This is a genomic window from Streptomyces rectiviolaceus (genome assembly GCF_039533825.1).
GTDB lineage: Bacteria > Actinomycetota > Actinomycetes > Streptomycetales > Streptomycetaceae > Streptomyces > Streptomyces rectiviolaceus.
In genome coordinates this window covers 33392-46266 of record NZ_BAAAUG010000065.1, presented here as the reverse complement: position 1 = coordinate 46266, position 12875 = coordinate 33392, and the positions used below count along the sequence as shown (strand labels likewise).

The following is a 12875-nucleotide window of genomic DNA, read 5'->3' as shown; positions in this document are numbered from 1 at the left end:
CGCCAGGCGGCGACGGCGCGGCTTCGCGCGGGGGCGGCGAGGCTGCGCGTGGCGACGCGGCGGGAAGCGGCGGTGCCGCTCGCCCGTAGGCTCCGGGGGCTCACACCTGACAGCTTCGGCCATCCCGCGACGTCGCGGGGGACCGGTGGCCCGTACGGGGGAAGCCACACGTCCCGCACGCCCGCTGGCGTAGCGTCGACAGCACGCATTTCTCTCACCCCGCAGCCATCGCGCAGCCGATTTTCACCACGTACACCCACCAGGACCGGCGACCCACGTGAGCTCCACTTCTTCCGCCCGGCACATCCGGCACCCGTCGCACCTCCAGGTGCGACAGGGGGCCCAGGGCGCCTATCGACTGGTGCGTACACCGCCGGTCCGCGTGGACCCCCCTCGTCTTGACGCACGGCAGCGTGCGGTGGTTGACCACCCCGGAGGGCCGCTGCTCGTCCTGGCGGGGCCCGGCACGGGCAAGACGACGACGCTCGTGGAGTCCGTCGCCGCGCGGATCGCGAAGGGCACGGATCCGGAGCGGGTCCTGGTCCTCACCTTCAGCCGCAAGGCCGCGGTGGAACTGCGCGACCGCATGGCGCTGCGCATAGGCACGGCCAACGCCCCGCAGGCGACGACCTTCCACTCCTTCTGTTACGCCCTCATCCGCGCCCACCAGGACGCGGACCTGTTCGTCGAGCCCCTCCGCCTCCTCTCGGGACCCGAGCAGGACGTGGCCGTGCGTGAGCTTCTCGCGGGCCAGATCGACCTGGCGGGCGAGGGCCGCTCCCACGTCCGCTGGCCGGACGAGCTGCGCGCCTGCCTGACGACGCGGGGCTTCGCCGACGAGGTGCGCGCGGTGCTCGCCCGGAGCCGTGAACTGGGCCTTGGCCCCGACGCCCTGGACGCCTTCGCCCGCCGCGCGGGGCGGCCTGACTGGGGCGCGGCGGCGGCGTTCCTCGCGGAGTACCTGGACGTACTCGACATGCAAGGAGTGCTCGACTACGCCGAACTCGTGCACCGCGCGGTGCTGCTTGCGCGGCGTCCCGAGGTCGCGCGGGCGCTCGGCGCGCAGTACGACGCGGTGTTCGTGGACGAGTACCAGGACACGGATCCGGCGCAGGTACGGCTGCTGCACGCGCTGGCCGGGGGCGGTCGCTCCCTCGTCGCGTTCGGCGACCCGGACCAGTCGATCTACACCTTCCGGGGCGCCGACGTGAACGGCATCCTGGAGTTCCCATCCGACTTCCCGCGCGCGGACGGCACTCCGGCCCCGGTGGAGGTCCTGACGACCTCCCGCAGGTCCGGGTCCGGCCTCCTCGCCGCCACGCGCCTGCTCACTCGCCGCATGCCGCTGACCAGGCTGCCCGCGGAGAAGGTGCGGGCCCACCGGGAGCTTGCGGCGGTCCGGGACGGCGGTCGCGTCGAGGCGTACACGTATCCGACGTCCGGCGCCGAGCTCGACAACATCGCGGACATCCTGCGCCGCGCGCATCTGGAGGACGGCGTCCCCTGGAGCGAGATGGCGGTCCTGGTCCGCGCGGGAGCCCACACGATCCCCGCGGTCCGCCGCAGCCTCACCGCGGCGGGTGTCCCCCTGGACATCGACGGCGACGACATCGCCCTGCGCCATGAGCCTGCGGTGACGCCGTTGCTCACGGCCCTGCGGGCGGTGGCCGGGGCGGTGGTTGCCCAGCCGTCGGTTGCTGCGGCGGAGCTGGAGCTGGAGCCGGAGCCGGAGCCGGAGCCGGAGCCGGAGCTGGAGCCGGGGGCTGAATCTGAGCCGGAGTCTGAATCTGGGCCTGGGCCTGAGCCTGAGCCTGGGCCGGGAGCTGGCGCCGAGCTCGGTCCTGAGTCCGAACCCGATGGCGCGGCTGATCCCGAAGCCACGGCCCCCGTCTGGCTCGACACCGAGACCGCCCTGACCCTCCTCACGTCCCCCCTCGCCGGCATGGACGCCGCCGACCTCCGCCGTCTCGGCCGGGCCTTGCGCGCGGAGGAGCGCGCCGCGGGGAACCATCTTCCGCCGCCCTCCGACGAGCTCCTTGCCCGCGCGCTCGCCGAGCCGGAGCGGCTCGTCGCCCACGACCCCGCGTACGCGCGTGGCGCTCAGCGGCTCGGCTCGCTGCTCCGTAAGGCCCGGGAGCGCCTCGCGGGCGGCGGCACCGCCGAGGAGGCGCTCTGGGAGCTGTGGGACGGCACACCGTGGCCGCGCCGCCTTGAGCGGGCCGCACGTCGCGGTGGCGCCGCGGGGCGCAACGCGGACCGCGATCTCGACGCGGTCTGCGCCCTGTTCGCGTACGCCTCCCGCGCGGAGGAGCGCACCGGAGGGCGCGGCGCCCTCAACTTCCTGGAGGAGACCGAGGCGCAGGACATCGCCGCGGACACCCTCACGCGCAGGGCGGTACGCCCCGAGGCCGTACGCCTGATGACGGCGCACCGTTCCAAGGGCCTGGAGTGGCGGCTCGTGGTGGTCGCGGGTGTCCAGGAAGGCCTCTGGCCCGACCTGCGCCGCCGCGGCTCCCTCCTGGAGGCCGACCGCATCGGGAGCGACGGCCTCGCCGAGCCCCTCACCCCCGGAGCGCTCCTCTCCGAAGAGCGCCGGTTGTTCTACGTGGCCGCCACGCGCGCGCGTGAACGCCTCGTCGTCACCGCCGTCAAGGCGCCCGCGGACGACGGCGACCAGCCCTCCCGCTTCCTCACCGAACTCGGCGTCGAGCCCAAGGACGTCACGGGCCGCCCGCGCCGCCCGCTGTCCGTCTCCGCGCTCGTCGCCGAGCTGCGCTCCACCACCGTCGACCCCCGGGTCTCGGAGCCCCTGCGCGAGGCCGCCGCCCACCGTCTGGCCCGGCTCGCCGCGCTGAGCGACGCCGACGGGCGCCCCCTTGTGCCGTCCGCGCACCCGTACCGCTGGTGGGGCATGTACGAGCCGACGGCGAGCGAAGTCCCTCTGAGGGACCGCGACAAGCCCGTCGTCCTCTCCGGAAGCGCGCTTGACCAGCTCGCCAACACCTGTTCCCTGCAGTGGTTCCTGGGCCGCGAGGTGAAGGCGGACGCTCCCGCGACCGCCGCCCAGGGCTTCGGGAACGTGGTGCACGTCCTGGCCGACGAGGTCGCATCCGGCAGGACACCCGCCGACCTCGCCGTCCTCATGGAGCGCCTCGACTCGGTCTGGGACGCGCTGGCCTTCGACGCCCCCTGGAAGTCGACACAGGAGAAGGAGCACGCGCGCGTGGCGCTCGAACGCTTCCTCCAGTGGCATGTGACGGACCGCGCGACCCGCACCCCCGTCAGCAGCGAGCACGACTTCGACGTGACCCTCGAAGCGGGCCCCTACGAAGTACGCGTGCGCGGCTCCATGGACCGCGTCGAGCAGGACGCGCAAGGGCGTGCCTACGTGGTCGACTTCAAGACCGGCAAACAGACCCCCAGCGCCGCCGAAGTGGCCCGCCACCCGCAGCTCGCCGTCTACCAACTCGCCCTCCGGGAGGGCGCGGTCGACGACGCCTTCGAAGGCGTGCGTCCGGAAGCGGGCGGTGCGGAACTGGTGCAGCTGCGCCAGGGCGCCGCCAAGAAGGACGGCGGTGAGACCCTCCCCAAGGTGCAGGCCCAGGAGCCGCTCTCCGGGGAGTGGGTCGGTGACCTCCTGGCCACCGCGGCCGGCAAGGTCCTCGACGAGCGCTTCTCACCCACCACGGGCCAGCACTGCACGCACTGCGCCTTCCGCGCCTCGTGCAGCGCGCGTCCGGAGGGCCGACAGGTCGTGGACTGACACCCCTGGGGGCCAGTGGCCAACGTCACCTCTCTCCGGCCCGCGCTCATAGCAGCCTCACAGGCCATCTAAAGTCGCCGCAAAGCTCAACGTCTCTTGAGGAGAAACACACATGGCAGCCAACCGGAAGCTCCTGGTCGCGGCAGTCGTCTGCGCCGCCGCGTTCGTCGGCGTCACGGGCTGCTCCAGCGAGGAGAAAGACCCCTTCGACGGGATGAGCGCCGACAAGATCGCCAAGAAGGCGGCCGACGCGTCCAAGGACGCGGGCTCCTTCAAGGTGACCGGCGAGGGCAAGCAGGAGGGAAAGCCGCTCCAGGTCGACTTCTCCGTCGCCAAGTCCGGTGACTGCGAGGGCAAGATGGACGGCGGGACGGGCGGCACCGCCGAGTTCCTCGTGTCCGGCGACACCCAGTACATGAAGGGCGATGCGGCGTACTGGAAGAACGCCATGGGCGGCGGCGGCCAGACCTCGCGCTTCGAGGACAAGTGGGTGAAGTCGCCGAAGGGCAAGGGCAACGGCGTGTGCGACGCGGACGCCATGTTCCAGTCCAAGGAGCTCAAGAAGCTCAAGCGTGAGAAGGACTCCGAGGTCGACGGCAAGAAGGCGGCCGTGCTCACCAAGGACGAGACGGGTAAGAAGACCACCTTCTACGTCGCCGCAGAGGGCAAGCCGTACTTCCTCAAGGTCGTCACGACCGGCAAGGAGGACCCGAGCACGATGAACTTCTCCGACTACGGCAAGTCGGTCGCGATCAAGGCCCCGGCGCCGAACGAGGTCGTGGACCTGGCAGAGCTCATGAAGTCCTGACGTCATGAGCGGCAGCGGCCACTGACCATCGGAGATGCCCCGATTGTCAGTGGCCGCCGCTAGCCTCTCTGACGTGCCACCTCGTATCACCGACCCCGAGCAGCTCAAAGAGCTCCTCGGCATCCCGTTCACCCCGGAGCAGACGGCCTGCATCACCGCGCCGCCCGCCCCGCAGGTGATCGTGGCCGGAGCCGGGTCGGGCAAGACGACGGTGATGGCGGCCCGCGTGGTCTGGCTGGTCGGCACCGGCCAGGTCGCCCCCGAGCAGGTCCTCGGCCTGACGTTCACGAACAAGGCGGCGGGTGAACTCGCCGAGCGGGTGCGCCAGGCGCTGATCAAGGCCGGGGTCACCGACCCCGAAGCGCTCGACCCGGACAACCCCCCGGGCGAGCCGGTCATCTCCACGTACCACGCCTTCGCGGGCCGCCTCCTGACCGATCACGGGCTGCGCATTGGGCTCGAACCCACCGCCCGGCTGCTCGCCGACGCCACCCGCTTCCAGCTCGCCGCGCGCGTGCTGCGCGAGGCGCCGGGCCCGTATCCCGCGCTGACCCGTTCCTTCCCCGACCTCGTCAGCGACCTCCTCGCCCTCGACAGCGAGCTCGCGGAGCACCTTGTGCGTCCCGACAGGCTCCGCGCGTACGACACCGAACTGCTGCACACCCTGGAGGGCGCCAAGCTCTCCAACGCCGACCTGCGCAAGGTGCCGGAGACGGCGGCGGCCCGGCTCGAACTGGCCGAGCTCGTCGGCCGCTACAGGGAGGCGAAGCGCTCCCGCGACCTCCTCGACTTCGGCGACCAGATCGCCCTCTCCGCGACGCTGGCCGACGCCCGCGCGGAGGTCGGCGAGATCCTGCGCGAGGAGTTCCGCGTCGTCCTGCTCGACGAGTATCAGGACACGTCGGTGGCCCAGCGCATCCTCCTGGCCGGCCTCTTCGGGGGCGGCACTGGCCACCCCGTGACGGCGGTCGGCGACCCCTGCCAGGCGATCTACGGCTGGCGCGGCGCGTCCGTGGCGAACCTCGACGACTTCCCCGAGCACTTCGCGCACGCCGACGGCCGCCCCGCGGCCCGTCACGCGCTCAGCGAGAACCGCCGCAGCGGCGGCCGCCTCCTGGACCTCGCGAACGGCCTCGCGGAGCCGCTGCGCGCGATGCACGCGGGCGTACAGGCCCTGCGGCCCGCGCCCGGCGCCGAGCGCGACGGCATGGTGCGCTGCGCCCTGCTGCGCACGCACGCCGAGGAGATCGACTGGATCGCCGACTCCATCGCGCACCTCGTGAACACCGGCAAGGCCCCCGGCGAGATCGCCGTCCTGTGCCGCACGGCGACGGACTTCGCGCAGATCCAGGGGGCACTCGTCGCCCGCGACGTCCCCGTGGAGGTCGTCGGCCTCTCCGGTCTGCTGCACCTCCCGGAGGTCGCCGACCTCGTCGCCGTCTGCGAGGTGCTCCAGGACCCGGGTGCGAACGCCTCCCTGGTGCGCCTGTTGACCGGCCCGCGCTGGCGCATCGGCCCGCGTGACCTCGCCCTCCTGGGCCGCCGCGCACGCCTTCTCGTACGCCATGGGCACGCCGCTCCGGAGGACCCCGACCGCCGTCTCGCGGAGGCCGTGGAGGGGGTCGACCCCGCCGAGGTGATATCGCTCGCGGACGCGCTCGACACGTTCCTGGAGACGCCCTTGGACGACGACAGGGAGGACGACGGCCTGCCCTTCTCGCCGGAGGCGAGGGTGCGGTTCGCCCGCCTCGCGGCCGAACTCCGCGATCTGCGCCGCTCGCTGGCCGACCCGCTGATGGACGTGCTGCACCGGGTGCTCGCCGTCACGGGCCTGGAAGTCGAGCTCTCCGCGTCGCCGCACGCCCTCGCGGCCCGCCGCCGCGAGACGCTGTCGAACTTCCTGGACGTCGCCGCGTCCTTCGCCGCGAACGACAGCGGGGCGAGCCTGCTGGCCTTCCTCGCCTTCCTGCGGACGGCCGCGCAGTACGAGAAGGGTCTGGACAACGCCCTGCCCGGCGGCGAGAACACGGTCAAGGTGCTCACCGCCCACAAGTCAAAGGGCCTGGAGTGGGACGTCGTGGCCGTCCCCGGGCTCGTCACCGGGACGTTCCCGAGCACCCAGGGCCGCGAGAAGTGGACGGCCCAGGGCAAGGTCGTCCCGCACGCGCTGCGCGGGGACGCGGCGACCCTGCCCGACATCGAGGCGTGGGACTCCCGGTCCATGAAGGCGTTCCACGAAGACATGAAGGAGCACCAGCGCACCGAGGAGCTCCGCCTCGGCTACGTGACGTTCACCCGCCCCCGCTCGCTGCTCCTGGGTTCCGGCCACTGGTGGGGCCCTTCGCAGAAGAAGCCGCGCGGCCCCTCGGACTTCCTCCGGGCGCTGTACGACCACTGCGCGGTGGGTCACGGGGAGATCGAGGCCTGGGCGGACGAACCGGAGGAGGGCGAGGAGAACCCCGCCCTGGTGGAGGGCGCCGCCGAGCACGCGTGGCCGCTCCCGCTTGACGACACGTCCCTGGCCCGCCGCCGGGCCGCCGCGCGGACGGTCCTCACGCATCTGGACCGCCTGACGGGGGAGGGGGCGCCGGACGCCGCCGCCGACGCCCGCTCGCACGAAGAGCCCCACCCGTCGGCGTACGACGACGTGCCCCCGGCCGAGGACCCGGACTGGCCACCCCCTCCGGAGGACGAGGAACCGCCCTACGTAGAAGAGGAACCGCCCTACGTAGAAGCAGGGCCGCCCGAAGCCGACCCCGAGGACTGGGACTCCTGGACATCGGCCCGCCCGGCGATCCCGCACCAGGCGGCCGCCCCGCCCTCCGGGCCCGACGCACGCCCGCACCCTGTCACCACCCACCCGAAGGAGCCCCGCCTCACCCCGGAGGAGTCCCGCACCCTCGCCTCCTGGGACCGCGACCTGGACGCCCTCACCGGCGAACTCCTGCGCGCCCGCGAGGCGATCAGGGACATCCCCGTACCGGCATCGCTCACCGCGTCCGAGGTGCTGCGCCTGGCCGCCGACCCGGAGGGCTTCGCGCAGGAGCTCGCGCGCCCGATGCCGCGCCCGCCGCAGCCCGCGGCCCGTCGCGGCACCCGCTTCCACGCCTGGGTGGAGACCCGCTTCGAAGAGCTGCGCCTCCCGCTGCTCGCCCCCGAGGACCTGCCCGGCGGCGGCCCCGGCGAGGCCGAGATCGCCGACGAACGTGATCTGGACGCACTCAAGGAGGCCTTCGAACGCACCGAGTACGCCCACCGCACCCCCCACCGCGTCGAGGTGCCCTTCCAGCTGACGCTCGCGGGCCGCGTCGTGCGCGGCCGGATCGACGCGGTCTACAAGGAGGTCGACGGCGACGACGTGACGTACGAGATCGTCGACTGGAAGACCAGCCGCACCCGCACCGCCGACCCCCTGCAGCTCGCCGTCTACCGCCTGGCCTGGGCCGAGCTGCACGACGTGCCTCCGGAGTCCGTGAAGGCGGCGTTCCTGTACGTGCGCAGCGGCGAGACCTCCCGCCCCGCGCACCTGCCGGGCCGGGCCGAGCTCGAGCGGATCCTGCTCGAGGAACCGGGCGGGCAGTCGGGTGACGAACCACCGGACGATCCGGCTCCCGGGGACGGCTAGGCTCGTGACCATGAGCCAGTCCGTTGACAGCGACGTCAGTGGCGGCAGCGCCGTCCGTACGTACATCCAGACCCACCGTGCCGCCTTCCTCGACGATCTCGTCGAGTGGCTGCGCATCCCGTCCGTGTCGGCACAGCCCGACCACGCGGACGACGTGCGGCGCAGCGCGGACTGGCTCGCGGCCCAGCTCAAGGAGACCGGCTTCCCGGCCGTCGAGGTCTGGGAGACGCCGGGAGCGCCCGCCGTGTTCGCCGAGTGGCCCTCCGGGGACCCCGAGGCCCCCACGGTCCTCGTCTACGGCCACCACGACGTGCAGCCCGCGGCCCGCGAGGACGGCTGGCACACCGAACCCTTCGAGCCCGTCGTCCAGGGCAACCGCCTCTACGCGCGCGGGGCCGCCGACGACAAGGGCCAGGTGTTCTTCCACACACTCGGCGTCCGCGCCCACCTCGCCGCCACCGGCCGCACCGCCCCCGCCGTGAACCTGAAGCTCCTGATCGAGGGCGAGGAGGAGTCGGGCTCCCCGCACTTCCGCGCGCTGATCGAGGAGCAGAAGGACCGCATCGCCGCCGACGCGGTGATCGTCTCGGACACCGGCATGTGGGCGGAGGACACCCCCACGGTCTGCACCGGTATGCGCGGCCTCGCCGACTGCGAGATCCAGCTGCGCGGCCCCGACCAGGACATCCACTCGGGCTCCTTCGGCGGCGCCGTCCCGAACACGGCGACCGCGGCAGCCCGCCTCGTCGCCGCGCTGCACGACGAGCACGCGCGCGTGGCCGTCCCCGGCTTCTACGAAGGCATCACCGAACTCACCGACCGCGAGCGCGAACTCTTCGCCGAGCTGCCCTTCGACGAGGAGCGCTGGCTGAGTACGGCCAAGTCGCACGCGACCCACGGAGAAGCGGGCCACACCACCCTGGAGCGCATCTGGGCCCGCCCCACCGCCGAGGTGAACGGCATCGGCGGCGGCTACCAAGGAGCGGGCGGCAAGACGATCATCCCGTCGTCCGTCGTCCTGAAGCTCTCCTTCCGGCTCGTCGCGGGCCAGGACCCGGACCGCGTCGAAGAGGCCGTACGCACCTGGGTCGCCGACCAGCTGCCGGACGGAATCAGCCACACGATCGCCTTCGGCGCCGCCACGCGCCCGTGCCTGACGCCGCTCGACCACCCGGCCCTGCAGTCCGTCGTACGGGCGATGGGGAAGGCCTTCGAGCAGCCGATCCGCTTCACCCGAGAGGGCGGTTCGGGACCGGCGGCCGATCTCCAGGACGTACTGGCCGCCCCCGTGCTCTTCCTGGGCATCTCCGTGCCGTCCGACGGCTGGCACGCGCCGAACGAGAAGGTCGAACTCGATCTGCTCCTCAAGGGAGTCGAGGCGACGGCCTACCTGTGGGGCGATCTCGCCGAGCACTGGCGCGATGCACACTGAGCCACGCCTTGTCGACCTTGCTGAACCACCCATTCCATCGGGGGAGTTGGAAGCACCTGTGACCACCTGGACCGACCGCACCGCTGACCGTCCCGTCTCGCTCACCGCACCGAGCGGCATCGATCGCGCAGCCCACCAGCGCCTCGACGAGGCCTGGCTCGCCGCCGCCTGGAGCCACCCCACGACACGGGTCTTCGTGGTCTCCGGCGGCCAGGTGCTCATCGACGAGACGTCCGAAGGCACCACCGAACTGGTGATGACCCCGTCCTTCGAAGCGCCCCTCACCGAGGCCCACCGCTACTTCCTGGGCACGGACGACGACGGCGTCAGCTACTTCGCGCTGCAGAAGGACTCCCTGCCGGGCCGCATGGACCAGCAGGCGCGCCCCGCGGGCCTGCGCGAGGCGGGGCTCCTCCTGTCGCCCCGTGACGCGGGCCTGATGGTGCACGCCGTCGCCCTGGAGAACTGGCAGCGCCTGCACCGCTTCTGCTCGCGCTGCGGCGAGCGCACGGTCATCGCGGCGGCAGGACACATCCGCCGCTGCCAGGCGTGCGGCGCCGAGCACTACCCGCGTACGGACCCGGCCGTGATCATGCTCGTGACGGACGACCAGGACCGCGCGCTCCTGGGCCGCCAGGTGCACTGGCCCGAGGGCCGCTTCTCGACGCTCGCGGGCTTCGTGGAGCCGGGCGAGTCCATCGAGACGTCCGTGCGGCGCGAGGTCTGGGAGGAGGCCGGTGTCATGGTCGGCGACGTCGAGTACGTCGCGAGCCAGCCCTGGCCGTTCCCCTCCAGCCTGATGCTGGGCTTCATGGCCAGCGCCACGTCGTCGGAGATCAACGTGGACGGCGAGGAGATCTCCGAGGCCCGCTGGTTCTCCCGGGAAGACCTGCGGGCCGCATTCGAGTCCGGAGAGGTCCTGCCTCCCTACGGGATCTCGATTGCGGCCCGACTGATCGAGCTCTGGTACGGCAAGCCCCTGCCGAAGCCGGGCACCGTCGGCTAGGCCAGCTTCTGCTTCACCTGGGCCAGCGACGGGTTCGTCAGCGTGGAGCCGTCCGGGAAGAGAACGGTGGGAACCGTCTGGTTTCCGCCGTTCGCCTTCTCGACGAAGGCCGCGGAATCCGGGTCGTGCTCAATGTTGATCTCGTTGTACGTGATGCCCTCGCGGTCCATCTGGCCCTTGAGCCGGCGGCAGTAGCCGCACCACGTGGTGCTGTACATCGTCACAGTGCCCGGCATGTGTTTCGCGCTCCTTTGTCGCTCGGGGTGCGTCATCGCAAAGACCTGAACGTACGCGACCCGGCCACCATTCCCGCATTAGTACGACTGCGTAGGCCTCCCTGTGGACAACCGGGCTCACGCGCCTCCTGCGACCTGGCAGCATGGCGGGGTGACAGCAGCAACGCACTCCACCCTCTTCCCGCAGGTCCCGGACTCTGCCGACGCGGTGCTCGCCGGGCTCGACCCCGAGCAGCGCGAGGTGGCCACCGCCCTGCACGGGCCGGTGTGTGTCCTGGCAGGCGCCGGTACGGGCAAGACACGGGCGATCACGCACAGGATCGCCTATGGCGTGCGCGCCGGGATCCTCCAGCCCGCCAGCGTGCTCGCCGTCACGTTCACCAACCGCGCGGCGGGCGAGATGCGCGGGCGCCTGCGCCAGCTCGGCGCCTCCGGGGTCCAGGCGCGCACGTTCCACTCCGCCGCCCTGCGCCAGCTCCAGTTCTTCTGGCCGAAAGCAGTCGGTGGCCAGCTGCCCCGGATCGTCGACCGGAAGATCAAGCTCGTCGCGGACGCGGCGGCCGCCTCCCGCATCCGCCTCGACCGCAATGAACTGCGCGACGTGACGAGCGAGATCGAGTGGTCCAAGGTCACCCAGACCGTCCCCTCGGACTATGCGGCCGCCGCCGCGAAGTCGGGCCGCCTCATCCCCAGGGACGCGGCGGAGATCGCCCAGATCTATGGCGCGTACGAAGACCTCAAGCGCGACCGCTCCGTCATCGACTTCGAAGACGTCCTGCTCCTGGCCGTCGGCATCCTCCAGGACCGCCACGACATCGCCGACCAGGTCCGCGCCCAGTACCAACACTTCGTGGTCGACGAATATCAGGACGTCAGCCCGCTCCAGCAGCGCCTCCTGGAGCTGTGGCTCGGCGACCGCGACAGCCTCTGCGTCGTCGGCGACGCCAGCCAGACGATCTACTCCTTCACCGGCGCGACCCCCGACCACCTGCTGAACTTCCGCACCCGCCACCCCGGGGCGACGGTCGTCAAGCTCGTCAGGGACTACCGCTCCACACCCCAGGTCGTCCACCTCGCCAACGGCCTGCTCTCCCAGGCCCGAGGCCGCGCCGCGGACCACCGCCTCGAACTGATCTCCCAGCGCGACGCCGGCGCCGAACCGGTCTACACGGAGTACGCGGACGAGCCAGCCGAGGCCGAAGGCGCCGCCCGCCGCATCCGCGCGCTCATCGCCGACGGCGTCCCGGCGAGCGAGATCGCGGTCCTGTTCCGCACGAACTCCCAGTCCGAGATCTACGAACAAGCACTCGCCGACGCCGGTGTGCCCTATCAGCTGCGCGGCGCCGAGCGCTTCTTCGAGCGCACCGAGGTCAGGGAGGCGGGCGCGGCCCTGCGCGGCGCGGCCCGCTTCGGGGGCAACGACGCCCTGCTCGACGACGTCATCGACCTGCCCTCGCAGGTGCGGGCCGTCCTCTCCACGAAGGGCTGGACGACGCAGCCCCCGGCGGGCTCCGGCGCGGCCCGCGACCGCTGGGAGTCCCTGGCGGCCCTGGTGCGCCTCGCCGAGGACTTCGCCCGGGCCAAGTCCGACGCCACGCTCTCCGACCTCGTGGGGGAGCTCGACGAGCGCGCGAGCGCCCAGCACGCGCCGACCGTCGAGGGCGTCACCCTCGCCTCGCTGCACGCCGCCAAGGGCCTGGAGTGGGACGCCGTCTTCCTGGTCGGCCTCGCCGAGGGCATGATGCCGATCACGTACGCCAAGACCGACGAGCAGGTCGAGGAGGAGCGCCGCCTCCTGTACGTGGGCGTCACGCGGGCCCGCCTCCACCTCTCCCTCTCCTGGGCGCTGTCCCGCTCACCGGGCGGTCGCGCCGGCCGCCGCCCCAGCCGTTTCCTCGACGGGCTGCGCCCGGGCTCGGGGGCGGGTGCCGGAGCGCGCGCCGCGGGCGGCGGACCCGGTGGGGTCGAGCGCGGCAGCGGCGGTGAGGGGAGCGGCGGCGCCAGG

6 protein-coding genes and 1 pseudogene are annotated in these 12875 nt (G+C 72.5%); 6 read left to right on the top strand and 1 reads right to left on the bottom strand.

Annotated elements, in window-relative coordinates:
• Positions 1-277 precede the first annotated feature (277 nt).
• The 5 genes from ABD378_RS19295 (at position 278) to nudC (ending at position 10634) form a co-directional block, all read left to right on the top strand.
• Positions 278-3763, top strand: coding sequence for an ATP-dependent helicase (locus ABD378_RS19295; RefSeq protein ID WP_344522165.1), 3486 nt, complete (start codon positions 278-280; stop codon positions 3761-3763).
• Positions 3764-3875: 112 nt separating this feature from the next.
• Positions 3876-4571 carry a LolA-like protein gene (locus ABD378_RS19290; protein ID WP_344522164.1) on the top strand — a complete coding sequence of 232 codons (696 nt, stop codon included), beginning with the start codon at positions 3876-3878 and terminating at the stop codon, positions 4569-4571.
• 73 nt (positions 4572-4644) lie between these two features.
• Entirely contained in the window at positions 4645-8196 is a 3552-nt protein-coding gene (locus ABD378_RS19285) for an ATP-dependent DNA helicase (RefSeq protein ID WP_344522163.1), read from the top strand.
• Between the two features lie 10 nt (positions 8197-8206).
• Entirely contained in the window at positions 8207-9628 is a 1422-nt protein-coding gene (locus tag ABD378_RS19280) for a dipeptidase (RefSeq protein ID WP_344522162.1), read from the top strand.
• Positions 9629-9686: 58 nt separating this feature from the next.
• On the top strand, positions 9687-10634 hold the full coding sequence (nudC, locus tag ABD378_RS19275; RefSeq protein WP_344522161.1) for an NAD(+) diphosphatase: 948 nt from the start codon (positions 9687-9689) through the stop codon (positions 10632-10634).
• On the opposite strand, the gene ABD378_RS19270 is transcribed toward nudC, so the two are convergent.
• The gene (locus ABD378_RS19270; RefSeq protein WP_344522160.1) at positions 10631-10870 is read right to left on the bottom strand and encodes a mycoredoxin; all 240 of its coding nucleotides are present in this window, start codon (positions 10868-10870) and stop codon (positions 10631-10633) included. The genes nudC and ABD378_RS19270 overlap by 4 nt on opposite strands.
• A gap of 45 nt (positions 10871-10915) precedes the next feature.
• Between ABD378_RS19270 and ABD378_RS19265 the strand changes: the two are divergent.
• A pseudogene (locus ABD378_RS19265) lies at positions 10916-12875 on the top strand (ATP-dependent helicase); the annotation flags it as partial.

What these genes read in the sequence shown, in the direction of transcription:
- ABD378_RS19290 (WP_344522164.1), top strand. Translation starts at nt 3,876, where the DNA reads ATGGCAGCCAACCGGAAGCTCCTGGTCGCGGCAGTCGTCTGCGCCGCC.
- ABD378_RS19280 (WP_344522162.1), top strand. Translation starts at nt 8,207, where the DNA reads ATGAGCCAGTCCGTTGACAGCGACGTCAGTGGCGGCAGCGCCGTCCGT.
- ABD378_RS19270 (WP_344522160.1), bottom strand. Translation starts at nt 10,870, where the DNA reads ATGCCGGGCACTGTGACGATGTACAGCACCACGTGGTGCGGCTACTGC.